The sequence below is a fragment of the Ferrovibrio sp. genome, assembly GCF_017994015.1.
Classification (GTDB): Bacteria; Pseudomonadota; Alphaproteobacteria; order Ferrovibrionales; family Ferrovibrionaceae; genus Ferrovibrio.
The window spans coordinates 44,736-68,798 of the sequence record NZ_JAGOLP010000017.1; the positions used below are offsets into that span (position 1 = coordinate 44,736).

The window sequence follows — 24,063 nt, forward strand, 5'->3', positions numbered from 1 at the left end:
GGCACCCTGTCTGTGTGGCCTTATTCCTTCGACCAGTCACGCGGGAAACTGGCACCTGCCGCGCGCATCTGGGCAACGAACTCGTTCAGCACCAGGCTGCCGGGCAGGCCCTTGGCATCCAGATCCTTTGCCCAGGGCAAAGCCACATTGGGCAACACGGCGGCCCATTGCTTGCGTTCCTCGGCCGAAAGTTCACGCGGCTTGGCGCCGGCTTCCACCATCTTCTGCATCAGTGTGGTGGCGGTGGCGGCCAGGGTGGCGGCAAAGCGGGCGTCATATTCAGCGCCCACTTCATCCACGATCTTCTTGGCATCATTGGGCAGCTTGTCGTAGACCCGCTTGCTCATCACCAGCGCACCGGCAAATTGTGCGCCGTAATTCACCTTGGTGATATGCGGCGCCACTTCCACCAGCTTGGCCGGGAAAGCGCCGGTGGTGAAGGTGAGGGCGCCTTCAGTCACGCCAGTCTGGATGTCGTTGTAGTAAGTCTGCAAGGTGCCGGCCACCGCCACCGCGCCAGTATTCTTCACCCAATTGGCCGAGGGGCCAGGAGCATTGATTTTCTTGCCGTTCAGATCAGCCAGGCTGTTGATCGGCGTCTTGGTGAACAGGTGATAGCTGTCCAAGCCGGTCCCGCCAAGGAAATGCATGTTGTTTTTGCTCCAGGCGTCATTCATCGCCGGGATTTTGGCCTGCATGTTCTTGATCACCTTCGACATCACGGCCACGTCGTCGGTCATGAACGGCGCCACATAGGACACATTCTGCAACGGAAATTTCGGCGCCTCAAAAATCGTCGAGACAAAGGCCAGTTCGGCTAGGCCATCCTTGATCGCGCCGCTTTCGCTGCCCAGCTTCACCGCCGTGCCGCCCCAGGCGCGGGTCCATTCAAACTTCACCTTGCTGTTGGCAGCAGCCAGGCGCTTGTCCAGTTCCGGGATGAAGAATTCATCCGCCAGCTTCACCCAGGGAAAAATCACCGGATGGCCGGCCACTGCGGTCATCTTGATGGTTTGCGCCTGGCTCGGATGGATGCTCAGGGTCAGGGCCGCCGCGCCAAGCAGCAGGCTGATGCCGGTGGTGTTGATTTTGTTCATGTGGTTTTCCTCCCGTGGAAAATCTTGCTTTTGTTTGTGGTTAATCAGGTCGTCTTTTGCCGGTTTGCAGTTTGGCCGTGCCGTAGCAGAAGGCCACGGTATGCAGCAGATGATCGTGCAGCATCGCCACGGCCTGCTCGGCCTGGCGTGCCAGCACCAGTTCCATTAACTGGCGATGCTCTTCCAGGATGCCGAGGTCGGCTGCGGCCAGATAACTTTCCATCATGCGATGCCGATAGCGTTCGGCCTGATCGTAGAGCCTGGATTGCTCTTCCAGCAGGCGCGGCGAGCCGCAGGCGGCAATCAGTGCAACATGGAAATTCTTGTGCAGCAGGCCAAATTCGCCCAGGTCATCGGGCTGTGTGCCCTGCTGCCGCGTCACATAACGTTCCAGCCGATGATAGGCGGCAAGGATAGCGGCCTCCCAGGCATCATCGCCGCGCTGCAAGGCCAGGCGCAGGGCGGCGGTTTCAATCACCTGGCGCGCCAGCGTGATGTCATCCAGGTCTTCCCGGCTCATCGGGCTGACGCGAAAGCCGCGCTGGCTTTCGGCGGCAACAAAACCCTGCTCGGCCAGCCGCGCCAGGGCTTCGCGCAACGGGCTGGCGGAGAGGCCATAGCGCGCCTTCAGGTCGTCGATCTGTAATTTGGCGCCAGAGGGGAATTGCCCGGCGATGATATCGGCGCGCAGGCGGGCATGGGCAAATTCGGTCAGGCTGCCGGCTTCCGCCGCCAGATCGCGTATTTCCGCACGCTTGTCGCCCATTCCCATGCGTGGCATCCTCGCCATGTCGTCGGGTGGCTGTCAACGATAAAAAACAAAAATATCGACATTAAATATCCGCGTCGTTATTCTTGCCGAAAAATACCGGAGAGGAAACGCGCTCACATGGCCCGCCGCTTTGTCGATCTGTCGATCTATCTTGAAAATGATGTGCTGTCTGATCCGCCCGGCTTCGGCCCGCGCATCGACTATATCAATCACCAGCAAAGCCCGGAGGATATCGTCAAATTCTTCCCCGGCCTGAAGCAGGAAGACCTGCCCGATGCCGAAGGCTGGGCGGTGGAGAATGTGACACTCAACACCCATAACGGCACACATCTGGATGCGCCGTATCATTTCCATTCCACCATGAACAAGGGCGAGCGTGCCTGGACCATCGATGAAGTGCCGCTCGACTGGTGTTTCTCCGATGGCGTGAAGCTGGATTTCACCAAGCTGCCGGATGGTTATGTGGTGCAGCCCGAGGATGTTGAAGCCGAACTCAAGCGCATCGGCTACACGCTGAAGGAAAAGGATATCGTGCTGGTGAATACCGCCGCCGGCAAAGCTTATGGCCAGCCCAATTATGTCGCCACCGGCGCCGGCATGGGCTATCACGCCACCATCTATCTGCTGGAGCGCGGCGTGCGCGTCACCGGCACTGATGCCTGGAGCTGGGATGCGCCCTTTGTGCATACGGCAAAGAAATTCGCTGAAACCCAGGATGCCGGGCTGATTTGGGAAGGCCACAAGGCCGGGCGGCATATCGGTTATTGCCATCTGGAAAAGCTGCATAACCTGGAAGTGCTGCCGCCTTTCGGCTTCACCGTAAGCTGCTTCCCGCACAAGATTCGCGGCGCTTCGGCGGGCTGGACCCGCGCCGTGGCGATTTTTGAGGAATGAGAGCATGAAACTCTGCACCTACAGCCATCCCGGCACCGGCGCTATGCGGCCCGGCGCGCTGACCTCGGATGGCGCCATGATTGTGGATTTCGGCAATGTGTTTGCCGACATGCTGGCCTTGATCAAGGGCGGTGACGAGGCAATGGCTGCGGCGCGCGGCCTGCTGGATAATGCCGAGATGCGGGTGCCGCTGGTGGATGCCACGCTGCATGCGCCGGTGCCGGTGCCAGAGCAGATCCGCGATTCCATGCTGTTTGAAAAACACGTGCAGCAGGCAATGGAACGCATCGCCATCATGCGCAAGCCTCTGCTTGGGCCGCTGCTGGTCAAGGCCGGCATGATCAAGGTGGCGCCGACCTGGTATCAGATGCCGATCTATTACAAATCCAACCGCTTTTCAGTGATCGGCACCGGCCAGGATGTGCTATGGCCGCGCTACAGCCAGGTGATGGATTTTGAGCTGGAATTCGGCTTCTTCCTGGGCAAGGGCGGCAAGAATATCAAAGCCGCCGATGCGCGCCGGCATATCTTCGGCCTCACCATCTTCAACGATTTCTCCGCCCGCGATGCGCAAAGCGCCGAGATGCAATCGATGCTCGGGCCGTGCAAGGGCAAGGATTTTGATACCGGCAATGCAATGGGTCCGTTCCTGGTCACCATGGACGAGATCGGCGATCCCTATGCCCTGCGCATGCAGGCGCGGGTGAATGGCGAAACCTGGTGCGACAGCAATTCCAGCACCATTCATCACACGTTTGAAGCATTGCTGGAGCGCGTCTCGGCTGATGAAACGCTGCATGCCGGCGAATTCTTTGGCTCCGGCACGGTGGGCGATGGCTGCGGCCTGGAACATGGCCGCTTCCTCAAGGATGGCGATGTGGTGGAGCTTGAGGTGGAAAAGATCGGCGTGCTCAGGAATCGCGTGACGCGGCAGAAATAGCCGCGTCAGGTCAGGTTCAGGCCGCCATCCAGCAGCAGGATTTCGCCGGTCATGTAGTCGCTGGCGGCGATCATCGCCACGGCCTGGGCGATATCCTGCGGCTGTGCCGCCCGGCGCATCGGCGCGCGCTCGCGCCACAGCTTTTGCGCATCGGTCCATGCCGCCGTCAGCGGTGTATCCACCAGGCCCGGCGCGATGGCATTGACGCGGATATCCGGCGCCAGCGACAGCGCCAGCAGCTTGGTCATGTGGTTCAGCGCAGCCTTGCTTGCGGCATAGGGGATCGAAGCGCCTTTTGGCCGGATGCCGGCATGGGAACTGATATTCACCACACAGCCGGGCCGGCCGCGCTGCGCCGCCGCGCGCAAGGCGTTTTCCGCCAAGGCCACGAGGCGGAATGGCGCCACTACGTTAACCTCATGCAGTTCATGCCACACAGCCGGCGTGGCAGCGGCCAGATCGGCATGCGGGATAACGCGGCTGATGCCGGCATTGTTCACCAGCAGGTCCAGCCGGCCCCAGGCCGCCAGCGCAGTCTCCAGCAGTTTGATCCGCTCGGCATCCTGGCTCAGATCGGCCTGCACATACAGTGCATTGCCCAGTTCATGCGCCAAGGCCGCGCCGGCTTCGGCTGAACTGCGCGAATGCAGGATCACCGCATAGCCGTCCTGCGCCAGCCGCCGCGCGATGCCGGCGCCAATGCCGGAAGTCGAGCCGGTGACGAGCGCGACGGGGAGGGCGGCGTTCATATGTGCGGAACCTCAGCCTTGCGGTGGATGGCGCAAGCGCATCAGGCCGATGCTGGTCATGCTCATGATCATGTCGTCGCGCTGATTGAACACTTCGATGAGAAAGCGGCCCGAGCCGATATCGGGGCGGCTCTTGGATGGTGTTTTTTCAACACAGGTCAGGCGGGCGCGGATCGTGTCGCCCGGGCGCACCGGCTGCTTCCATAGCAGATTGTCAAAACCGGGCGAGCCGAGGCTGGCTTCCACCTCGATGGCGGAATCAACAATCAGCCGCATCACAGTGGAAGCCGTGTGCCAGCCGGAGGCAATCAGGCCGCCGAAATTGCTGTCCTTGGCGGCTTCCGGATCAATGTGAAACGGCTGCGGATCAAACTGCTCGGCAAAATGGATGATTGCTGCTTCGGTGAAAGTATGCGAGCCCGTATCGCGCGGCTGGCCGATCACCACATCCTCAAAATACTGCATCGCTCAAGCCTCCTTGGCGGCTGCAGCGGCCACATCAGGATGGCGGCGATACATGCCATTACCGCGCATGCGCAGCACCACATCGCCATGCTGGTTGCGCATCTCGTATTGTGTCTTCACCACGCCACGATCCGGCTTGGAGGTGGATGCCTTCACCGCCGTCACCACGCCGATGAGCGACAGCGTGTCGCCCGGCCGCACCGGCTTCAGCCAGCGTAATTCATCCACGCCCGGCGAACCCATGCTGGTGCTGCCCCTGATCGCATGATCCACCATCAGCCGCATCATGATGCCGGCGGTGTGCCAGCCGGAAGCGATGATGCCGCCATAGGGCGTCTTCGCCGCCGCTTCAGGGTCGATATGAAACGGCTGCGGATCATAGTCGCGGGCGAAGGCGATGATCTCCGCCTCGGTCACGGAGCGAGGTGGAAATTCGGTGGTGTCGCCCACCTTGAAATCGTCGAAATACTTCATGGGCAAGGCTCAGGCATTGAAGCGGAAATGGAACACGTCGCCATCTTGCACGATGTATTCCTTGCCTTCCAGACGCATCTTGCCGGCTTCGCGCGCACCGGCTTCGCCCCGGCCGGCAACATAATCCAGATAGGCAATGGTCTCGGCGCGGATGAAGCCTTTTTCGAAATCGGTATGGATCACGCCGGCTGCTTCCGGCGCCTTGGCGCCCTGGCGCACGGTCCAGGCGCGGGCTTCCTTGGGGCCAACGGTGAAGAAGGTGAGCAGTTCCAGCAACGCATAGCCGGCGCGGATCACCCGGGTCAGGCCGGTTTCGCTCAGGCCCAGATCGGCCAGGAAAGCCTGCTTCTCGTCTTCCGAATCAAGCTGCGCCACCTCGGCCTCGATGGCAGCCGAAATCACCACGCAGCCGGCATTCTGCTGCTTGGCCATTGCGGCCACGCGCTGCGAGAAGGCATTGCCATTGGCGGCAGCGGCTTCCTCCACATTGCAGACATACAGCACGGGCTTCGAGGTCAGCAGCATCAATTCCTTGTAGATTTTCTTCTCGTCATCGGCCGGCGTCACGGTGCGGGCGGGCCGGCCATCGCGCAACGCCACCAGGATACGCTCGATCAGCGCCAGCCGCGCCTTGGCATCTTCGTCACCCTGCTTGGCCTTCTTGGCAAAGCCGTCAACGCGCTTTTCCAGGCTGTCCAGATCGGCCAGCATCAATTCGGTTTCCACCGTCTCGGCATCGGCCACCGGATCAACGCGGCCTTCCACATGGGTGATGTCGCCATCTTCGAAGCAGCGCAGCACATGGCACACCGCATCCACCTCGCGGATATGTGCCAGGAACTGGTTGCCCAGGCCTTCGCCCTTGGAAGCGCCGCGCACCAGGCCGGCAATATCCACGAAGCTCAACTGCGTCGGGATGATCTTGGCCGAGCCGGCAATGCTGGCCAGCACATCGAGCCGATCATCCGGCACCCCCACCAGTCCGGTATTCGGCTCGATGGTGCAGAATGGGTAATTCGCCGCCTGAGCTGCGGCGGTCTGCGTCAGGGCGTTGAAAAGCGTCGACTTGCCAACATTGGGCAGACCGACGATGCCGCATTTGAAACCCATGATGCTATTCCTTTGTCTTGGTCGTTTTTGGTGGCTCGTTACGCGGCGGAGTGAGCCGCAACGCCACCTTGTTCATGAAGCCGATATCATCCTGGCGGGCCAGCGCAGGCGCGGCCTCGGCCACCGCCTCAAGCAGGGGTTCAAGCCAGGTCTGTTCGTCCTTGGCAAAATTCTGCAACACAAAGCCCAGCACACGCTCCTTGCCGGGATGGCCGATGCCAAGCCGGATGCGCCGGTAATCCGGGCCGATATGAGCATCCAGCGAGCGCAGGCCGTTATGCCCGGCATGGCCGCCGCCCAGTTTGACGCGCAGTTTACCCGGCGCCAGGTCCAGTTCGTCATGCGCCACCACGATGCTGGCCGGCGGCAACTTGTAGAAATGCGCCGCCTCGCCAACGCTGCGGCCGGAATTGTTCATATAGGTTTGCGGCTTCAGCAGCAGGGTCTTCACGCCGTCCAGCACACCTTCCGCCAGTTCGCCCTGGAAACGCTTCTTGAACGGGGCAAAACGATAACGGTCGGCAATGGCATCAATGGCCATGAAGCCGATATTGTGGCGTTGGCGCTGATGTTCGGGGCCGGGATTGCCCAGGCCGACGAGGAGCAGCATCGGGCTTTCCTGAGCGGGCAGCGGAAACAAGCGAAAAAGAGCGGAGCGGGAAAGAGGCGGGCGGCGCAGGCCAAGCTGCGCCGCCCGTCAGACTGGTGCTTACTTCTTGCCGGCCGGCTTGGCCGGGGCCTTGGCAGCGGCAGGGGCCGCCTTGCCGGCCGGAGCCTTGGCAGCCGGAGCCTTGCCAGCGGGCGCCTTGCCAGCCGCCGGAGCGGCAGCAGCGGCAGCAGCCGGCTTCTCTTCTTCGCCCTTGGTCGGCGGCGCGATGGTGGCAACAGTGAAGTCGCGATCCTGGATCACCGGCTTCAGGTTGGCATCCAGATTAAACGCGCTGATATGGATGGAATGATTGATTTCCATACCGGCCAGGCTGATCGAGATATTCTCCGGGATGTTTTCCGGATTGGCATAGAACTCGACTTCGTGGCGCACGATGTTGAGCACACCGCCCAGCTTCAGGCCGGGGCTGGCTTCCATGTCGCGGAACACCACCGGGATGAACACGCGGATACGCGACTCGGCGCTGACGCGCTGGAAGTCGACATGGATCGGCCGGTCGGTGACCGGATCGAGCTGCACGTCACGCGCCAGCACGCGCTCGGACTTGTCGCCCAGCGCAATGGTGAACAGGCGCGAGAAGAAGCTGCCCTTGTGCAGTTCCTTCATCAGTTCGCGGCCGTCGATCGAGATCAACTCCGGGGTCTTTTTGTCGCCGTAGATGACACCCGGAACACGCCCATTCAGGCGAGTAGCCCGGGCGGTCCCCTTGCCGGCCCTCTTCCTCGCCTCGGCGGCGAGATTGGTCACTTCACGCATGATAAACTCCTCATTGCGCTGCTTGGATGCGGCCGTGCCTCATTGCACGAACCGCTTCCGACGCCGGCCTCCAGGGGTGCCGCGCGCCGAAACTCTGAAAATCTTGTGCCTCAGTCGAACAGGCTCGAAACCGAGCTTTCCTCGCTGATGCGGCGCATCGCTTCGCCGATCAGCGGTGCAATCGACACCTGGCGGATATTACGCGCCAGCCGCACCGCTTCGGTGGCCAGGATGCTGTCGGTGATGACCAGGCCTTCCAGCTCGCTGGCGGTGACACGCGCCACGGCGCCGCCTGACAGCACGCCATGCGTCACATAGGCGAAAACCGATTTGGCGCCGTGCTTCTTGAGCGCCTCGGCGGCATTGCACAATGTGCCGGCGGAATCGACGATGTCGTCCACCAGAATGCAGCGCCGGCCTTCCACATCGCCGATGATATTCATCACTTCCGACACGCCGGCGCGCTCACGCCGCTTGTCGACAATGGCGAGATCGGCATCCAGCCGCTTGGCAATGTTGCGCGCCCGCACCACGCCGCCCACGTCAGGCGACACCACCATCAGGTCGTCGCCCTGCAATTGCTGCTTGATATCGGCAGTCAGCACCGGGCCGGCCATCAGGTTATCGGTTGGCAGGTCAAAGAAACCCTGGATCTGGCCGGCATGCAAATCCAGCGTCAGCACGCGGTTGGCACCGGCAGCGGTGATCAGGTTGGCCACCAGCTTGGCCGAGATCGGCGTGCGCGGGCCGGGTTTGCGGTCCTGCCGGGCATAACCGAAATACGGTATCACGGCGGTAATGCGGCGTGCCGAGGCGCGTTTCAGTGCGTCAATGCAGACCAGCAATTCCATCAGATGGTCATTCGCCGGATAGCTTGTCGATTGAATGACAAACACATCCTCGCCACGCACATTCTCGTGGATTTCAACGAACACTTCCATGTCGGAAAAGCGTCGCACGCTCGCCTTGGTCAGCGGCACGCTCAAGTATGCCGCAATGGCTTCCGCCAGCGGACGATTGGAGTTACCCGCCAATACCTTCATCGATGTGCCTGTGCTGGATTCCTGGGGGAGCAAAAATCGCGCGGACTATAGCGGCGTGAATGCCGCCTGTAAACCGCGAATTATCTCAGAAATTCAGCTATTTACTGCTTGGGTGCGGCTTTGAGGCGGGCCAGCATGTCGCGCAGGCCTTCGGCGCCGCCTTGGGCCGCCGCCTGGGCGATGCCGCCCCAGGCGCCATCCAGGCTGCCACGCGGCACCCGATTAGCCTGGGTGATGCTGCCCAGCCGCTCGCCGCTTGGGGCATACAGGCTCCAGGCCAGCGCCACCTGCTGGGCACGCGGGCCGGCATCGCTCAGCGCCACCACACATTCCACCTGATAATCTGCCTGGGCCGCATCCCGCACCGGCCGGGCCAGCCCCAGGCCAATAATCTGGTCGCCAAAGGCGCGGGCCAGCGCGGTGTTGCCGTCACCCGGTGCGCCCTGGAACGGGCGCAGGAACAGTTTGGGCAGGCTTGGATCCAGTGCCGCCTCGGCACGCTGGCTGGCATCGACCTGCTCGATCTCGTTGGCGACCCGCTGCGCCATGGCGCGGGCCAGCGCCTGGCGGGTGGCTTCCGGCGCCGCTGCCAGGGTTTCGGCATCCAGGCCCAGCGGCAGGTCGCTGCCATTCAGCGGCGGGCCGCCGAAACGGCTCAATTGCCACACCCAGATGACGCGGCCCTGCTCATCTTCGGCCAAAGCCGTCACCAGATCGGACGAGGCCGAGGAGCGCGCCAGTGCCGAGGCCGGCCAGTCGCGCTCCACCAAAGCTGCCGCCAGCCCTGCCGCCAGGCTTTGAGCCAGTTCGCCCTCGGCATTGGCCACCGGCAGCACATAGAGGCTGTGTTCGCCGGTGGGCATGGTCAGTGCAATCGGCAGGCCCTTTTCATCGGGCAGGAAAGGCTGCGGCAGCGGCTGGCAGGCGGCAACCAGCAGCAGCAAGCCGAGATGAAACGCTCTAACCCAAGACACAGCCGGCCACCAAGGCAACGAAGCAGAAGACCAGAAAGATGAATAGATGCGGCATCAGACGAGCGCGATGGCCGAGACCTGGCGGCCGTAATCCGGCTCGCCGGCCAGGGTGATGCGACGATAGCTGAAGAAACGCTCCGGCTCGGCCAGCGTATCCAGCCCGGTATCCTCAAACGCCACGCCGGCAGCGCCAAGCCTGCGCGCCAGATAGCCGGGCAGGTCAAACTGCCAATGGCCCGGGCGTTTGCCGGCGCCAAAAAAATCCGCGTTGCCGGCATCGGCGGCGGTGAATTCAACGCGGAACGGCTCGCTCACTTCATAACTCGGCTGGCGGATGGTGGGGCCGATGGCGGCACGGATACGCGCCCGGTCTGCGCCCAGCTTTTCCATCGCCGCCAAAGTGGCATCGGTGATGCCGGCCAGGGCGCCGCGCCAGCCGGCATGGCAGGCGCCGATCACACCGGCCACGGCATCGGCGAACAGCACCGGCGTGCAATCGGCCGACAGCACCCCCAGCGCGATGCCGCGCCGCCGTGTCACCAGGCCATCGGCTTTGGGCCGGCTGGCCGGATCGTAGCTGTCATCCACCACGATCACCTCGCGGCCATGCACCTGGTACAGCGATGTCAGCGCCTTGGCGCCCAGGCTGGCAGCCACAAGGCGGCGATTTTCGGCCACATGCGCCGGATCGTCGGCTGAGCCTGGGCCGCAATTCAGCGCGGCATATAGACCGGTGGAAACACCGCCGCGGCGGGTGAAAAAACCATGCCGCAGGCCGGGCAGGGCGGCGAGGGCGGGGCTGGTGACGGATTCAGGCAATAGCATTCAGAAACCGGCGGGTTTGGGCAGGGTTGGGGGCGCAAGCGCCAGGGCCTGAAAGAGTCTGCCCATGGCGTGGTCATCGGTCAACCGATGCAGCGCCGCATCAATGCTGGCGGCCTGCGCCGCAGTGGCGCGGGCCTGAAGCTGGCTGGCGCGGGTTGCGATGCCAAGGCTGCGCAGCAGCGCGCCCTGGCCGATTGGGCCATACGCCGCAAGCCCGGCACGGCGGGCGGTGGCGGCCAGGCTGGCGAAATCAACATGCGCGGTCAGGTCGGCTTCGCCCGGGGCTGCCAGCAGATCAGCATAGCGATGCTGCCGCACCGCCTGGAAACTATCGCCATAGCCGCTTTCGCTGGGGCCATAATCAATGAACAACGCCACGCCGCCTTGAGCCAGCAGCCGCGCCGCCAGGTTTTCGATCACCGCATGGGCGGCAGGGCAGGTTTCATATATGCTGCCTTCCGGCGCCGCGCGGCCCAGCGGCACGCTATCGCGGCCAAGCACAAAACGCAGGCCGCCATCGGCGATATCCACACGCCGCTCATGCCAGGCGCCATCCTGCATCTGGTATTGCCGGATCGGCAGCGCATCCAGGAATTCGTTGCCCAGCACAATCAGCGGCGCATCCCGGGGCAGGTCGGTTATCTCGCCGCACCAGGTGGCATCCGGCACCGCCCGGGCCTGGATCGCGCGCAGGCGCGGCGAGGCTTCCACCAATACCACCCGGAACGGCGCCATGCGGCGCGTTACCCGCAGCGCATCCTGCATCAGCGTGCCGCGCCCGGGGCCAAGTTCCGCCAGATAGCAGTGCTGCGGCGCGCCCAGAAGCTGCCAGCTATCCACCGCCCACAGGCCAAGCAATTCGCCGAACATCTGGCTAATTTCGGGCGCGGTGATGAAATCGCCGGCTGCGCCGATGCTTTCGCGTGTGGTGTAATAGCCATGTTGCGGGTGCAGCAGGCATTCCGCCATATAATCGCTGATGCTGAGCGGCCCTTCCGCCAGGATGCGGCGGCGGATCAGCTCAAGCAGCGGCCCGCTCATCCGGCAGCAGAGGCATCGCGCTTGGCCCGCGCCATCAGCCACAGGCCGAGCAGCACCATCGGCAGCGACAGCCATTGCCCCATCGTGGTGCCGGCGATCAGATAGCCAAGCTGTTCATCTGGCTGGCGGAACAATTCGCCGATGATGCGGGCGCAGCCATAGCCGGCCAGGAACAGGCCGGCCAGCGAACCGGGCTTCTGCGCCACATCGGTATGCCGGCGCACCAGATTGAGCAGCACAAACAGCACCAGGCCTTCCAGGAAGGCCTGGTAAAGCTGGCTCGGATGGCGTGGTTCCGGGCCGCCGGTGGGGAACACCATGGCCCAGGCCACATCCGGCGCCACACGGCCCCACAATTCGCCATTGATGAAATTGGCAATGCGGCCAAAAAACAGCCCAATCGGCGCCACGCAGGCAATGATATCGGCAAAGCGGAACAGGCTTATGCCGCTGCGCCGGGCATACAGCACCATGCCCAGGATCACGCCCAGCATGCCGCCATGAAACGACATGCCGCCTTTCCACACCGATAGAATCTCAATCGGGTTTTGCAGATAAAACAGCGGATTGTAGAAGATCACATAGCCCAGCCGGCCGCCCAGGATCACGCCGATGGTGGCCCAGACCAGGAAGCCGTCAATCTCATCGGCTGTGATGCGGCTGCCGGGCTGGCGCGCCAGCCGCATCGCCATCTGCCAGCCCAGCACCAGGCCGGCAATATAACTCAGCGCATACCAGCGGATGGCAAACGGCCCAAAGGCCACGATCACCGGATCGATAACGGGAAAGGGCAATGCCAGCAGGGTCGGCATCAGCTTTCGTCGCCTTCCGCATTGCCCTCGGAGGCCGCTTCGCCATGCTGGCGCGGGCGCAGGGTGGGGAAGGCGATCACTTCACGGATGGTGGGCGAATTGGTCAGCAGCATCACCAGCCGGTCGATGCCCACGCCCAGGCCGCCCATCGGCATCATGCCGGCGGCTTGCGCCTTGAGGAAATCCTCATCCACCTGATGCGCCTCGTCGTCGCCGGCATCGCGCTGTTCCTGCTGCGCCTCGAAGCGGCGGCGCTGTTCCTGCGGATCGGCCAGCTCGGAAAACGCATTGGCGATTTCCCAGCCATTGCAGAAGGTCTCAAAGCGCTCGGCCACTTCCGGCCGCGCCGGATTGGCCTTGGCCAGCGGTGAAATGGCTTTCGGCAATTCCACCACATGGGTCGGCTGGATCAGCTTGGGTTCCACAAAATGCTCAAAGCAGGCTTCCACCAGCTTGCCCCAATCGGCCGATTTCGGCGCCTCGGCGCCCAGGGCTTGGCGCGCCTTGGCCTGGTCGGCTTCCAGATTCAGGTCAAAGCCGGAATGTTCCTGGATCAGCTCCAGCATGGTGGCGCGGCGGAATGGCCGCTTGAAGCTGATCGTGTGTTCGCCAAAGCTCACATCGGTGCCGCCGGTGGCGGCAATCGCCGCCGCCTCGATGATGCGCTCGGCGATATCCATCATGTCGGCATAATCGGCATAGGCCTGATACAGCTCGATGGTGGTGAATTCCGGATTGTGCCGCGGCGAGATACCCTCATTGCGGAAGCAGCGGTTGATCTCAAACACCTTTTCGCTCAGGCCGCCGATCACCAGCCGCTTGAGATGCAATTCCGGCGCGATGCGCATATAAAGCGGAATATCCAGCGCGTTGTGATGCGTCACAAACGGCTTGGCGATGGCGCCGCCTGCAATGCTGTGCAGCATCGGGGTTTCCACTTCCAGGAAATCCTGTGCCGGCGCAGTGAGAAATTGCCGCACCGCCTGGATCACGCGAAAGCGCGTGCGCAGGGTGCGCCGGCTGTCTTCGTTGCCGATCAGGTCATATTCGCGGTGGCGATAGCGCTGCTCAACATTTTTCAGGCCATGCCACTTTTCCGGCGGCGGCTCCAGCGCCTTGGCCAGCACCACGATGCGGCTCAAATCCACCGTGATCTCGCCGCGCTTGGTGCGCCGCACCTTGCCTTCCACGCCGATGATGTCGCCCAGATCCAGCGCCTTCATGATCGGGGCGAATTCGCCCTGCACCTGATCCTTCGGCGTATAGACCTGCAACTTCACCGTATCATCCAGGATATCGATGAACATGCCGGAATTGCGGATTGCCATCACGCGCCCGGCCACCGCCACGGCATCCTCGGTGCGCTCATCGGCTTGCAGATGCGCATAAGCCTCATGCACTGCCTGGTTCTTGTGGCTTTTCGGAAATTTCGCCGCGTTATACGGGTCCAGGCCAAGCTGGCGCAGGGCCTGCAATTTGGCTTCGCGGTTGGCGCGCTCGGTGCTGGCGCCGCTTTCCTGGGTGGTCTGATCGGTCACGGTTCTGTCTGACTTTGTCTGGCGGAATGGGCGCGGAAACTACCATTGCAGGCCGGGCTTTCCAAGCTTTCAGGTCGCAGCCTTGCGGCAGCGCAGCCGGCAGCCCATATAGCAAGCAGCAAAAGGAGGCTTGAACCATGCAATCCGACAATCGTGTGCTGAACGATCTCTCCCGCCTTGCCACCGGGGCGCTGGGCGCCATCCAGGGGGTGAAAACCGATGTGGAACAGGCCTTCCGCCAGAAGCTGGAACAGGCCCTGGCCGGCATGGACCTGGTGCAGCGCGAGGAATTTGACGCGGTGAAGGAAATGGCCCGGCTGGCGCGTGAGGAGAATATCGCGCTCAAGGCCCGGCTTGATGCGCTGGAAGCCCGACTCGCGCCGCCGCCCTCGCTACAGGGCGCCAATATGGACAGCGCCTGAGCCGCCAGCCCGCAAAGCCGCTCCAGGTCGACTCGGCAGGCTGGTTAAGCCCGCCGAGTCGCACCGAATTACCCACAGATTTACGCCGCTTATCCACGCGCTTTCACGGATTCATCGCCAATCCGCCCTTGCTTCGTCACATACCGCCGCCTAACCTAAATCTATGGTGTTAACGCATATGCAACACCTAGATATATGGTTCGCCTGAGCCTCAGCCGCCCAAACGGCAGGGGCTTGCGTAAAGTGGGGGGCGCCTAGTCATGCGGCCAGTTACTGACGTTGAGATCACCACCCGCCTGGGCAATCCGCTGGATTTGGTTGAACAGATCGTGGCGGAGCAGGAATGGCCGTTTGAGCGCCAGGGTTCGGATGAACTGACGGTCGGCGTTTCCGGCCGCTATTGCGAACATCAGATGTGGTTTTCCTGGCGCGAGGAACTCGGCGCCATGAGCTTTACCTGCGCCTTTGACATGAAACTGCCGCCGAACCGCAAGCGCGACCTGCATTCGCTGCTCGCCTATGTCAATGAAAAGGCGCTGATCGGCCATTTTGACTATTGGTCGGAAGAAGGCATGGTGGTGTTCCGCCAGGCCTTGCTGCTGCGCGGCGGCCTCGGCGCCACCACGGAGCAGATCGAAGACCTGATGGAAATCGGCCTCGGCGAATGCGAACGCTTCTACCCCGCCTTCCAGTTCCTGGTCTGGGGCGGCCGCAGCCCGGAAGAAGCCGTGGCCGCAGCCATGTTCGACACGGTGGGCGAGGCTTGAGGGGGGGGGATATGTTCGATTGTTCGAAATAAAGCCCTTTAATTGCCCTATTGGGGAATGTTTATTGGGCTGTGAGTGGCCATTTAGTCTAAGACTGAAGTTCTCCTACTGGCCTGATGGACGCGATTAAGCGAATCCAAGAGTCTGCTTCCGGCACCAACAATCTTTGACAAAACCTTTATTTGTTCTTTGCAAGCAAGGTCGCTCGTGGCCACAGGGTAGTTAATCTGATGGTCAACTTCTCCCCAAATCTCTTCAAATAAAGTTCTCACTTGCACTTCGCAGCATAGTGGAGAGTCTGATCGCGGCCTAATCAAGTAGTGCACACTTGTGTAACTCGTCGGTTTTTGTATAATTTCAAGTTCATAAGCCCCGAAGAACTCGGCGGCCTCGGGATCCCAAGTGTAGGCTTTCGGTTTTTCGTCAAGTACCCAATCGCCAGCGCTTAGTTTGCTGCGTATGACTGAATCTATTTTACCGAAATGCTCCTGAAATAGATGCATAACGCGAACGCCAGCTAGATCGGTGATTTCACGAAATATATTTTCACCGTTTATGTTTTTGCCATTTTTAATTTTACGAATAATTTTATCCCTAAGATGCTCACGGTTCTTGATGCGGCTTTTGTAAGAGTGAACGACTTCTGCGCCAGGCATAATAAGCGAGGGGTGCTGGCCAATGTATTTTTCAACAAACTCCATGAACATTTTTAGATCGTGCTGAATTTCATCGAATTTAACAAGCAGCTCTTCATGGTCTTGGAGTATTTTGCTCATAGTAGGTCGAGCCTCAGAATAAAGTCTTTCGCAAATTTTGTGTAAGCTACTCTGGTGGCACGATATGTTTGCTGGTTTCCTGCAATAGTCCCCCTGTCTTCTCGCTCAAGGATGGGGCAGTCGGGAAGCTCCCACATTGGGATATGGTATTTTTGGGACATGCTAGGAAACGTGTTATGGGTATGAATTACTGCGTCTTCACCCATTGATCGCTCCAGAAGTCCTGGAAATTGGATTAGGTTTTCTTCGTCTATGGAGCTTTTAATAGTTACAGGAATTTGGGTTGCGTAATGTTGGTGCGCTTTGGCGAGCTTCAGCTCGCTTTCGTCTTTGCTATAGCGTTTGGCATTGTAAATAGTATATCCTATGAAGCGAACAAATTTTTCTGGAAAATTTGATCGCTTCTGGTCCGACAAGAAGTGAAAAATACTATCAAATTGCTTGCGCCAAGTCCTAAGTGCATTACCAATATTGCGTATACCATACACAGAAAATAAGTCCGGCGCGCATGGAATCAGAAAACCATCTGCAAGTGAGAGCAGATGGCGATTAAGCGCTCCTAGGCTAGGTGAAGTATCAAATATGACAATTTCATAACCATTTTGTTTGGCATACTCGTGAGCAAGAGTTCTTACTCTAGTTGCGGTTCTTATTGATAATGGATCTCCTTGGTAGATTCCGCTCCAGCGCTCCCCAATTTTGGCCTCAAAAAGATGGAGAGTAAGGCGCCCAGGAATAATGTGGACGTTTTCTTTCAAAACAACTGGAGGAGGAAGGGTTTCAATCTCAGCAGTGCCATCTTCGGTTGGCTTAATGTCAAAATGGATGCTTCGATTTTTTTTGAGTATTTCTTCAAAGCCTGCTTCACCAAGCTGTTTTCGAGCATTCTCAAAATCTTCAATAAATTTGTCCTCTGCTTGCCATATCTCTTCGATTTTTTCCATCTGGAGAGAGATAATTGTCAGGTTACATTGCGGGTCTAAATCGATTAGCAGTACCTTTTTGCCGAGTTCACCGAGCGCGTGGGCAAGGTGATATGTGAGTGTAGTTTTACCAACCCCACCCTTATTGTTGAAGATGGTAACAATTTTGGGATTCATGAATTTCTTCTTTTTAGATTTATGAATTTTTACAATGTGCTGTTTTGCGGGATAAATCAACTATAAATTATGGCTGTAGGATTGAATTTATTTATATAAATGCGCTATTTTTGGCCAGTTTGGTCGTCATATTTGCGTGTCTTGGATTCAATAGGGTGATGTTAATTTGATCTGGCATTCCCCTTATCGCCTTGAGAGCTAGAGCTGCGCAGCCTATTGATACCCTTGGCTCATTTCCCGATCAGACCTTCAAGGACTTACACATCATGACGACACGGATTTTGCTGGTTGGCTGCGGCAAGATGGGTGGGGCTTTGGCCCAGGGCTGGCTGCGCCAGGGCGTGGCGGCGGCGGATATTGTGGTGGTGGAGCCCAATCCGCAGCCTGATCTGCCGCAGGGCGTGTTGCAGGTGGGCGGTGCCGAGGCGGTGCCGGCGGCTTTTGCCCCCGATATTGTGCTGCTGGCGGTGAAGCCGCAGGTGATGGATGCGGTGGCGCCGGCTTATGGCCGCTACGCACAAGCCGGCGCCTGTTTCCTCTCGGTGGCGGCGGGCAAGACGGTGGCAACACTGAACCGGCTGCTGGGCGGCAATGCCGCCATCGTGCGCAGCATCCCCAACACGCCGGCGGCCGTGGCCCAGGGCATCACGGCATGTTTTGCCGGTGCCGGGGTTTCCGAAGCCCAGCGCCAGGCTTGCGACAGCCTGTTGCAGGCAGTGGGCGAGGTGGTGTGGGTCGAGCGCGAGGAATTGATCGACAGCGCCACGGCGGTTTCCGGTTCCGGCCCGGCCTATGTGTTCTGGCTCACTGAATGTATGGCAGCGGCCGGCGCCAAGCTGGGTCTGCCGCCGGAACTGGCGGCGCAACTGGCCCGTGCCACGGTGCAGGGTGCCGGCGCGTTGATGCGGCAAAGCCCGGAAAGCCCGACGCAATTGCGCAAGAATGTCACCAGCCCGAACGGCACCACCCAGGCGGCTTTGGATGTGCTGATGGCGGAAAACGGCCTGGAACCGCTGATGACCAGCGCCGTGGCCGCCGCCGACAAACGCTCGCGCGAACTGGCGGGGTGAGCTTCGGCCTTGTCGGCGCTGCATTTCGGCTCAATATCTGTTAGCATAAGCTGACAAGGAGCCGTTTGATGGCCAAGCGCAAAACCAAAGCCGGCGCCGCGCCGAGCAGTGAAACGAATCCCAGCGAAGCGCTGCGAAGCGACGCGAACACGCGGGAACGGCCGGGAAGCGGCGGGAACACAGCGGAAGCCGGGCGCGATCCGATTGATACGATGCTGGAGATTGTCGCCACCACCGGCTGGCTGTCGCTCTCGCTGGGTGCCGTGGCGCAAGCCGCCGGTCTGCCGCTGGCCGCGCTTTATCGCCAATATCCGTCAAAACTGGCCCTGCTGCGTGGTTTTGCCGCCCGCGTTGATGGCCAGATGTTGGCAGCCCTGGGCAGTGAGGCAATGGCCGAGACCAGTGTGAAGGACCGGCTGTTTGAAGTGCTGATGGCGCGCTTCGATGCCCTGGCGCCGCATAAGGAAGCGATGCGGGTGCTGCTGCGCGAATTGCCGCGTGATCCGCTAGCGGCTTTGTGTTTTGCCGAAAGCGGCCTGAAGCGCAGCCTGGATTGGGCTTTGGCAGCAGCACAGCTTGATGCCGCCAGCCTGCGCGGCGCTGTGCGGCGCAAGGCGCTGGGTGCGATTTATCTCGACACGCTGCGGGTCTGGCTGGCCGATGACAGCGCCGATCTGGCCCGCACCATGGCGCACCTCGACAAGCGGCTTGGCCAGGCCGAGGGGGTGCTTGCGGGTAAGAGCGGAATTGGCGGCATATTTTCGCGTATGCGAAAGAAGCAGGCCGAGTAAATCCATAACTATATGATTTATAACATTTTAAATTTTTGCTGCACTGCACAAAAAACTACTTGACCGCGTTTCGGTCGCTGCCTATATTCAGGGCATTCCCGGCACCATTACCAGTGCAACCTTTGGCCCAGCCGCGCCAGCCAGCCATGGAGCGTTCCATCATGACCAAGACCGAGTTCCCCTTCGCCGCCGCTTTTGACTTCAACAAGATGTTCGACCCGAAGCTGTTTGATGCCCAGCAGATGTTTGCCGGCTACAAGCTGCCGGGCTTTGATGCCGAGGCGCTGGCCGCCGCGCAGAAGAAGAATATGGATGCCATCGCCGCTGCCAATAAGAAGGCTTTTGAAGGCTATCAGGCGCTGGCCAAGCGCCAGGCCGAACTGTTTCAGCAGGGCATCGAGGAACTGACCGCCCAGGTCAAGGATGTGATGGCCAAGGGCGCCAAGGATATCGATCCGACCAAGCAGGCCGAGCAGATCAAGTCCGCCGTGGAGAAGGCGCTGCTGAACCTGAAGGAACTGGCCGAGCTGGCCACCAAGACCAACACCGAGACCTTCGAGACGCTGAACAAGCGGGCCAACGAAGTGGTGGAAGAACTGCGCACCACCTTCGCCAAGTTCGGCAAGTAAGCCTCACTTCGGCGCTCGACAGCAGCGCCGGAATCGGTTCAAACAGACGGGCGGGGCCAGCGATGGCGCCGCCCGTTTCGTTTTGGCTTATCCACAGGCGGTTGGCATGATTTCGCTCGATGATTTCCACAAGGTCGATATCCGCGTCGGCACCATCATTGAGGCCGAGCCGTTTCCCGAGGCGCGCAAGCCGGCAATCAAACTGAAAGTGGATTTTGGCCCCGAGCTGGGTGTGAAAAAATCCTCGGCCCAGATCACCGTGCATTACACGCCGGAACAATTGATCGGCCGCCAGGTGATCGCAGTGGTGAATTTTCCGCCGCGCCAGATCGGCCCGATGCGTTCGGAAGTGCTGGTGCTGGGGCTGCCGGATGCACAAGGCCAGGTGGTTTTGCTTGGGCCGGATCAGCGCGTGGATAATGGCGGCCGCATGTTCTGATCTTCTGGTTGCGTTGCGAGGCTGCTCCTGCCACTGCCTCAGCGGTTGACCCCGGCGATGTGCCAGCCGACAATCACGGCCGTCTGTTTCCCTCGGATTTCAAAGCGATTTGCCCCCATGTTCCGCGTGCTGCCGCTGCTCATCCTTGTATTGCTCATGTGGCCGCAGCTCGCCCGCGCCCAGGAAGAGCATGATTGCGTGGTGCGCCAGTTCGCCACCGCGCGTCTGGTATCCAATCTGGAGCCGCAGGGCGAGACCGATAAATTTGAGGCCGGTGCCGAACGCGCCTATGCCTTTGCCCGCCTCGATTGCGCCCATGTCGGCAATGGCGAGACCTTCTGGTTCCATTGGCTGCAAGGCGAGCGTGAGGCTGGCAAGTCACGCGCCCGCGTAGATGTCAGCCGCAACTGGCGCATCTGGTCGCAGGTGCGGATCAGCCCCGGCGAATGGCGCGTGCAGCTAAAGGATAGTGATGGCCGCTTGCAGGCCGAGCGCAAATTTGAGGTCGCGGCGCCGCCAGGTGCCGAGTGAGCCTATAGCGGCAGTCGGATACTGGCGCGCAGGCCGCCCAGCGGCGATTGCTCCAGCGTTATCTCGCCACCATGCGCCAGCACGGCATCACGCGCGATGGAAAGCCCCAGGCCGACATTACCCTGGCCGGAATGCCGTGCCGGGTCGGCACGGTGGAACGGGCGAAACACCTTGTGCCGTTCCTTCTGCGGAATGCCCGGGCCGTTATCATCGATATGGATCAGGATGCCGCCGGCAACAATCGCCATTTCCATCCGCACCCGGCTGCCATAGCGCAAGGCATTCTCCACCAGGTTTGACAAGGCGCGCTTGAAGCCCAGCCGGCGCAGCGGCAGCGTGATGCTGGCCTGGTCCTGGCTCAGTTCAACCTGGCGCCCGCTGCGGCGCGCATCATCCACCACTTCCTGCAAAAGCTGGCCCAGATCGGTCAGTTCCGTGCTCTGCTCGGTCTGGCCGCGGGCAAAGGCAAGGTAACCATTGATCATGGTTTCCATCTCAATCACGTCGCGGCGCAATTCCTCGGCTTCCGCGCTCCCCTCCATCAGCGACAATTGCAGTCGCATGCGGGTTAGCGGTGTGCGCAGATCATGGCTCACGCCGGCCAAAATCTCGGTGCGTTCACGGATATGGCGCCGGATACGGTCGCGCATCGCCAGAAAGGCCAGGGCGGCGGCGCGCACCTCGGTGGCGCCGGAGGGGCGGAAGCCCGGCATTTCGCGGCCTTTGCCGAAAGCGTCGGCGGCTTCGGCCAGACGGCGGATCGGACGGATCTGGTTGCGCAGAAAGATCGCGGCGATGCCGAGCAGCAACAGCGAGCCGCCGGCCATCCACATGATGAAAATATAGGTGCTGGTGGAATAGACCCGCTTGGCGCGGGCCAGCGTCACCATCAGTCCATCGGGCAGTTCCACCAGCACGGCGATATTGTCGTCGTTGCGCTGGGTGTCGATGGCAAAGGGTTCGTCGATGATTTCCGATAATGCCTGGTTGAGCATGCGGTCGAGGATCGACCAATGCCTTGGCGGCGGCAGATCATCCGGCAGTCTGGCACCCGCTTGCACGCGCACCTCAATCTGCATCCGGGCATAGGCCAGCGAAACATATTCGTCGAATTGCGGCGTGCCCTTGGTGCGTTCGTAAAGCTCGATCATCATGGCGATATCGCCGGCCAGGCCGAGCGCCAAACGACGGCTGACGGTATCCCAGTGGCGTTCGTAGAAGGCATAGGTGACAATGCCTTGCAGCAGCAGCACCGGCACCACCAGCATCAGCAGCCAGCGGCCAAACAGGCTGCGCGGCAGGATGCGCTTGAGCAGGCCGCTTACTCGGCCCACAGCACGTAGCCTTCGCCCCACACGGTCTGAAGGAAGCGCGGGTTGCGCGGGTCTTCCTCGATCTTGCGGCGCAGGCGGGTGATCTGCACATCCACGGCCCGGCTTTCACTGGCACTGGCAGCGGCGTTGAGCAGGCCGCCGCCACTGTTATCGGCCAGATCGGCGCGTGGCACAGTGCTGCCGGGGCGCCGTGCCAGCACTCGCAGCAAAGCCGCTTCGCCGGTGGTGAGCGCCACAATCTCGTCGCCGCGTTTCAACTCGCCGCGCACGATGTCAAACTGGAAGTCGCCAAAACGCACCGGGCGCGCCGTGGGCGTCGGCGGCGGGCGATGGCTGCGCGCCAGGATGGCCTGGATGCGCAGCACCAGCTCGCGTGGCTCAAAGGGCTTGGCCAGGTAATCGTCGGCGCCGCTTTCCAGTCCGGTGATGCGGTCCTCGGCCTCGCCGCGCGCGGTCAGCAGGATCACCGGCACAGTATTGCCGGCCCTGCGCAAAGCGGCGACAAAATCAAAACCATTCTGCCCGGGCATCATCACATCCACCACCAGCAGATCGAAGCTCACAGCAGTCAGCTTGGCAGCGGCATCCTCGGCGCTATCGGCGCCGGTAACGCGAAAACCAGCATTGCCGGTCAGATAGCGCGTGAGCAGCGTGCGGATCCGCTCGTCATCGTCGATCACCAGCAGATGCGGCTGTTCCGTGCTCATGGTGTTGTCTCAGCGCCGTTGGATGGATCGCAGGATGGCGGCGCGGGCCGGTTCGTCAATCAGCCCGGCCAGCACCTTGCGATAGCCGGCTACCGCCTCGGCGCCGGCTTCGCGATAGGCTTCGGCCACTTTGGCCTGCTGCACGGCGCTGATCTGGCGTTCCAGGTTGCGGCCGGATTCGGTCAGGAAAAGCTGGCGCTGGCGGCGGTCGCGGGCGCCCTGCTGCTGGCGCACAAAGCCGCCCTCTATCAGCGCCGACAGCACGCGCGACAGGCTCTGTTTGGTGATGCGCAGGATACCCAGCAATTCCGCCACTGTGATGCCGGCATGGCCACCAATGAAATGCAGCGCCCGGTGGTGGGCGCGGCCGAAGCCGAACTGATCCAGAATTTCGTCCGGGCCACGGGTGAAGTCACGATAGGCGTAGAATAGCAGCTCGATGCCCTGGCGCAGCTCGTCCTCGCGCAGAAACAACGGGTTGGCCATGGTCTTGAGATCGCTCATGTCCTGTATATGGGGCATAGACCGGAGTCGTCGCAAGGCCATGCGTTGATGCAGGCGTGGTATGCGCGAAAAATATGGCAGTGATGTTGACATAGTTTGCTTATAATGTTACGCATATATCCAATCTCTGGTAATAATAATACCTGAGTGGCGTTATTCTCGACAAATGCTCAGGCTTTAGGCGCGATGCCTAGCTTGAGCCAGCAGCTTCAGGAGCGTGAATCATGAGCACCCAGACCTACGAAGATCGTGACGGCTGGATTTGGTATGACGGCGTTTTTGTGCCGCATCGCGAGGCCAAGCTGCATGTGCTGAGCCATGCGCTGCATTATGCCTCGTCGGTTTTTGAGGGTGAGCGCGCTTATGACGGCGAGGTGTTCAAGCTGACCGAGCATAGCCAGCGCCTGATCGATTCGGCTGCATTGATGGATTTCACCATTCCCTACAGTCTGGCCGAGATCGACCAGGCAACGCGCGACACCGTGGCCAAGAACGGCTTCCGCGATTGTTATGTGCGGCCGGTGGCGTGGCGTGGTTCCGAGATGATGGGTGTCTCGGCGCAGAGCAACAAGATTCATCTCGCCATCGCGGTGTGGGAATGGCCGAGCTATTTCTCGCCGGAAGCCAAGATGAAGGGCATTCGCCTGCAATTGAGCGACTGGCGCCGCCCGGCACCGAATACCGCGCCGACCAAGGCCAAGGCGGCGGGGCTCTATATGATCTGCACGCTCTCGAAGCATAAGGCCGAACGCGAAGGCTACCAGGATGCGCTGATGCTGGATTGGCGCGGCCAGGTGGCTGAGGCAACCGGCGCGAATGTGTTTTTCGCCAAG

29 protein-coding genes are annotated in these 24,063 nt (G+C 60.9%); 10 read left to right on the top strand and 19 right to left on the bottom strand.

All coding sequences use genetic code 11. The features are described from left to right. Positions 1 to 20 precede the first annotated feature (20 nt). Both KBB36_RS10880 and KBB36_RS10885 read right to left on the bottom strand, forming a co-directional pair. A complete protein-coding gene (locus KBB36_RS10880) occupies positions 21 to 1,097 on the bottom strand; it encodes a C4-dicarboxylate TRAP transporter substrate-binding protein (RefSeq protein ID WP_290980147.1) in 1,077 nt (358 codons plus the stop codon). 40 nt (positions 1,098 to 1,137) lie between these two features. After that, positions 1,138 to 1,863: an FCD domain-containing protein gene (locus KBB36_RS10885; RefSeq protein WP_290980150.1), complete on the bottom strand. Its 726-nt coding sequence runs from the start codon at positions 1,861 to 1,863 to the stop codon at positions 1,138 to 1,140. Positions 1,864 to 1,986: 123 nt separating this feature from the next. Here KBB36_RS10885 and KBB36_RS10890 point away from each other — a divergent pair, with 123 nt between their 5' ends. Together KBB36_RS10890 and KBB36_RS10895 are read left to right on the top strand one after the other, a co-directional pair. After that, complete coding sequence (locus KBB36_RS10890) at positions 1,987 to 2,763, top strand: cyclase family protein (RefSeq protein WP_290980153.1); 777 nt, start codon at positions 1,987 to 1,989, stop codon at positions 2,761 to 2,763. A 4-nt stretch (positions 2,764 to 2,767) separates the two neighbouring features. Next, positions 2,768 to 3,703 carry a fumarylacetoacetate hydrolase family protein gene (locus tag KBB36_RS10895; protein ID WP_290980155.1) on the top strand — a complete coding sequence of 312 codons (936 nt, stop codon included), beginning with the start codon at positions 2,768 to 2,770 and terminating at the stop codon, positions 3,701 to 3,703. Positions 3,704 to 3,708: 5 nt separating this feature from the next. Here the strand turns inward: KBB36_RS10895 and KBB36_RS10900 are convergent, their stop codons facing one another. From KBB36_RS10900 to lysS, 12 genes are all read right to left on the bottom strand, one after another. Next, a complete protein-coding gene (locus KBB36_RS10900) occupies positions 3,709 to 4,452 on the bottom strand; it encodes an SDR family oxidoreductase (RefSeq protein WP_290980158.1) in 744 nt (247 codons plus the stop codon). A gap of 12 nt (positions 4,453 to 4,464) precedes the next feature. Then, the gene (locus KBB36_RS10905; RefSeq protein ID WP_290980161.1) at positions 4,465 to 4,917 is read right to left on the bottom strand and encodes a MaoC family dehydratase; all 453 of its coding nucleotides are present in this window, start codon (positions 4,915 to 4,917) and stop codon (positions 4,465 to 4,467) included. Positions 4,918 to 4,920: 3 nt separating this feature from the next. Next, on the bottom strand, positions 4,921 to 5,391 hold the full coding sequence (locus KBB36_RS10910) for a MaoC family dehydratase (protein ID WP_290980163.1): 471 nt from the start codon (positions 5,389 to 5,391) through the stop codon (positions 4,921 to 4,923). Positions 5,392 to 5,400: 9 nt separating this feature from the next. Next, positions 5,401 to 6,501, bottom strand: a complete 1,101-nt coding sequence (gene ychF / locus KBB36_RS10915; RefSeq protein ID WP_290980166.1) for a redox-regulated ATPase YchF — start codon at positions 6,499 to 6,501, stop codon at positions 5,401 to 5,403. Positions 6,502 to 6,505: 4 nt separating this feature from the next. After that, positions 6,506 to 7,111: an aminoacyl-tRNA hydrolase gene (gene pth / locus KBB36_RS10920; RefSeq protein ID WP_290980169.1), complete on the bottom strand. Its 606-nt coding sequence runs from the start codon at positions 7,109 to 7,111 to the stop codon at positions 6,506 to 6,508. A gap of 99 nt (positions 7,112 to 7,210) precedes the next feature. Then, positions 7,211 to 7,927, bottom strand: coding sequence for a 50S ribosomal protein L25/general stress protein Ctc (locus KBB36_RS10925; RefSeq protein ID WP_366933183.1), 717 nt, complete (start codon positions 7,925 to 7,927; stop codon positions 7,211 to 7,213). A gap of 110 nt (positions 7,928 to 8,037) precedes the next feature. Then, positions 8,038 to 8,970: a ribose-phosphate pyrophosphokinase gene (locus KBB36_RS10930; RefSeq protein ID WP_290980171.1), complete on the bottom strand. Its 933-nt coding sequence runs from the start codon at positions 8,968 to 8,970 to the stop codon at positions 8,038 to 8,040. Positions 8,971 to 9,071: 101 nt separating this feature from the next. Next, positions 9,072 to 9,944, bottom strand: a complete 873-nt coding sequence (locus KBB36_RS10935; protein ID WP_290980174.1) for a hypothetical protein — start codon at positions 9,942 to 9,944, stop codon at positions 9,072 to 9,074. A 54-nt stretch (positions 9,945 to 9,998) separates the two neighbouring features. After that, a complete protein-coding gene (pgeF, locus tag KBB36_RS10940) occupies positions 9,999 to 10,769 on the bottom strand; it encodes a peptidoglycan editing factor PgeF (RefSeq protein WP_290980177.1) in 771 nt (256 codons plus the stop codon). After that, positions 10,770 to 11,810 carry an SAM-dependent methyltransferase gene (locus tag KBB36_RS10945; RefSeq protein WP_290980180.1) on the bottom strand — a complete coding sequence of 347 codons (1,041 nt, stop codon included), beginning with the start codon at positions 11,808 to 11,810 and terminating at the stop codon, positions 10,770 to 10,772. Then, on the bottom strand, positions 11,807 to 12,622 hold the full coding sequence (gene lgt, locus KBB36_RS10950) for a prolipoprotein diacylglyceryl transferase (RefSeq protein WP_290980182.1): 816 nt from the start codon (positions 12,620 to 12,622) through the stop codon (positions 11,807 to 11,809). The genes KBB36_RS10945 and lgt overlap by 4 nt, the downstream gene beginning before the upstream one ends. Further along, complete coding sequence (lysS, locus tag KBB36_RS10955) at positions 12,622 to 14,160, bottom strand: lysine--tRNA ligase (RefSeq protein ID WP_290980185.1); 1,539 nt, start codon at positions 14,158 to 14,160, stop codon at positions 12,622 to 12,624. Before lysS ends, lgt begins: the two co-directional genes overlap by 1 nt. 137 nt (positions 14,161 to 14,297) lie before the next feature. On the opposite strand from lysS, the gene KBB36_RS10960 reads away from it, so the two are divergent. After that, positions 14,298 to 14,582, top strand: a complete 285-nt coding sequence (locus tag KBB36_RS10960) for an accessory factor UbiK family protein (RefSeq protein WP_290980188.1) — start codon at positions 14,298 to 14,300, stop codon at positions 14,580 to 14,582. 260 nt (positions 14,583 to 14,842) lie between these two features. Beyond that, entirely contained in the window at positions 14,843 to 15,349 is a 507-nt protein-coding gene (locus KBB36_RS10965) for a YbjN domain-containing protein (protein ID WP_290980191.1), read from the top strand. Positions 15,350 to 15,432: 83 nt separating this feature from the next. On the opposite strand, the gene KBB36_RS10970 is transcribed toward KBB36_RS10965, so the two are convergent. Together KBB36_RS10970 and KBB36_RS10975 are read right to left on the bottom strand one after the other, a co-directional pair. Continuing rightward, positions 15,433 to 16,125: a hypothetical protein gene (locus KBB36_RS10970; protein WP_290980193.1), complete on the bottom strand. Its 693-nt coding sequence runs from the start codon at positions 16,123 to 16,125 to the stop codon at positions 15,433 to 15,435. Further along, positions 16,122 to 17,225, bottom strand: coding sequence for a ParA family protein (locus KBB36_RS10975; RefSeq protein WP_290980196.1), 1,104 nt, complete (start codon positions 17,223 to 17,225; stop codon positions 16,122 to 16,124). Before KBB36_RS10975 ends, KBB36_RS10970 begins: the two co-directional genes overlap by 4 nt. Before the next feature lie 266 nt (positions 17,226 to 17,491). Here KBB36_RS10975 and proC point away from each other — a divergent pair, with 266 nt between their 5' ends. The 5 genes from proC (at position 17,492) to KBB36_RS11000 (ending at position 20,685) form a co-directional block, all read left to right on the top strand. Continuing rightward, positions 17,492 to 18,295 carry a pyrroline-5-carboxylate reductase gene (proC, locus tag KBB36_RS10980; RefSeq protein ID WP_290980199.1) on the top strand — a complete coding sequence of 268 codons (804 nt, stop codon included), beginning with the start codon at positions 17,492 to 17,494 and terminating at the stop codon, positions 18,293 to 18,295. Positions 18,296 to 18,363: 68 nt separating this feature from the next. After that, positions 18,364 to 19,086, top strand: coding sequence for a TetR/AcrR family transcriptional regulator (locus tag KBB36_RS10985; RefSeq protein WP_290980201.1), 723 nt, complete (start codon positions 18,364 to 18,366; stop codon positions 19,084 to 19,086). A 161-nt stretch (positions 19,087 to 19,247) separates the two neighbouring features. Further along, a complete protein-coding gene (gene phaP / locus KBB36_RS10990) occupies positions 19,248 to 19,715 on the top strand; it encodes a phasin family protein (RefSeq protein WP_290980203.1) in 468 nt (155 codons plus the stop codon). Between the two features lie 106 nt (positions 19,716 to 19,821). Continuing rightward, positions 19,822 to 20,154: a tRNA-binding protein gene (locus KBB36_RS10995; protein WP_290980205.1), complete on the top strand. Its 333-nt coding sequence runs from the start codon at positions 19,822 to 19,824 to the stop codon at positions 20,152 to 20,154. Between the two features lie 117 nt (positions 20,155 to 20,271). Next, a complete protein-coding gene (locus KBB36_RS11000; RefSeq protein WP_290980207.1) occupies positions 20,272 to 20,685 on the top strand; it encodes a DUF2914 domain-containing protein in 414 nt (137 codons plus the stop codon). Positions 20,686 to 20,687: 2 nt separating this feature from the next. Here KBB36_RS11000 and KBB36_RS11005 read toward each other — a convergent pair whose 3' ends face one another. The 3 genes from KBB36_RS11005 to KBB36_RS11015 are packed head-to-tail and all read right to left on the bottom strand — an operon-like array spanning position 20,688 to position 23,230. Then, entirely contained in the window at positions 20,688 to 22,019 is a 1,332-nt protein-coding gene (locus KBB36_RS11005; protein WP_290980210.1) for an ATP-binding protein, read from the bottom strand. Beyond that, positions 22,007 to 22,726, bottom strand: a complete 720-nt coding sequence (locus KBB36_RS11010) for a response regulator (protein ID WP_290980213.1) — start codon at positions 22,724 to 22,726, stop codon at positions 22,007 to 22,009. Before KBB36_RS11010 ends, KBB36_RS11005 begins: the two co-directional genes overlap by 13 nt. Before the next feature lie 9 nt (positions 22,727 to 22,735). Next, on the bottom strand, positions 22,736 to 23,230 hold the full coding sequence (locus KBB36_RS11015) for a MarR family transcriptional regulator (RefSeq protein WP_290980215.1): 495 nt from the start codon (positions 23,228 to 23,230) through the stop codon (positions 22,736 to 22,738). A 224-nt stretch (positions 23,231 to 23,454) separates the two neighbouring features. Between KBB36_RS11015 and KBB36_RS11020 the strand changes: the two genes are divergently transcribed. Continuing rightward, positions 23,455 to 24,063 (top strand): aminotransferase class IV (locus KBB36_RS11020; RefSeq protein WP_290980217.1); only part of this gene is annotated, 609 nt, incomplete at its 3' end.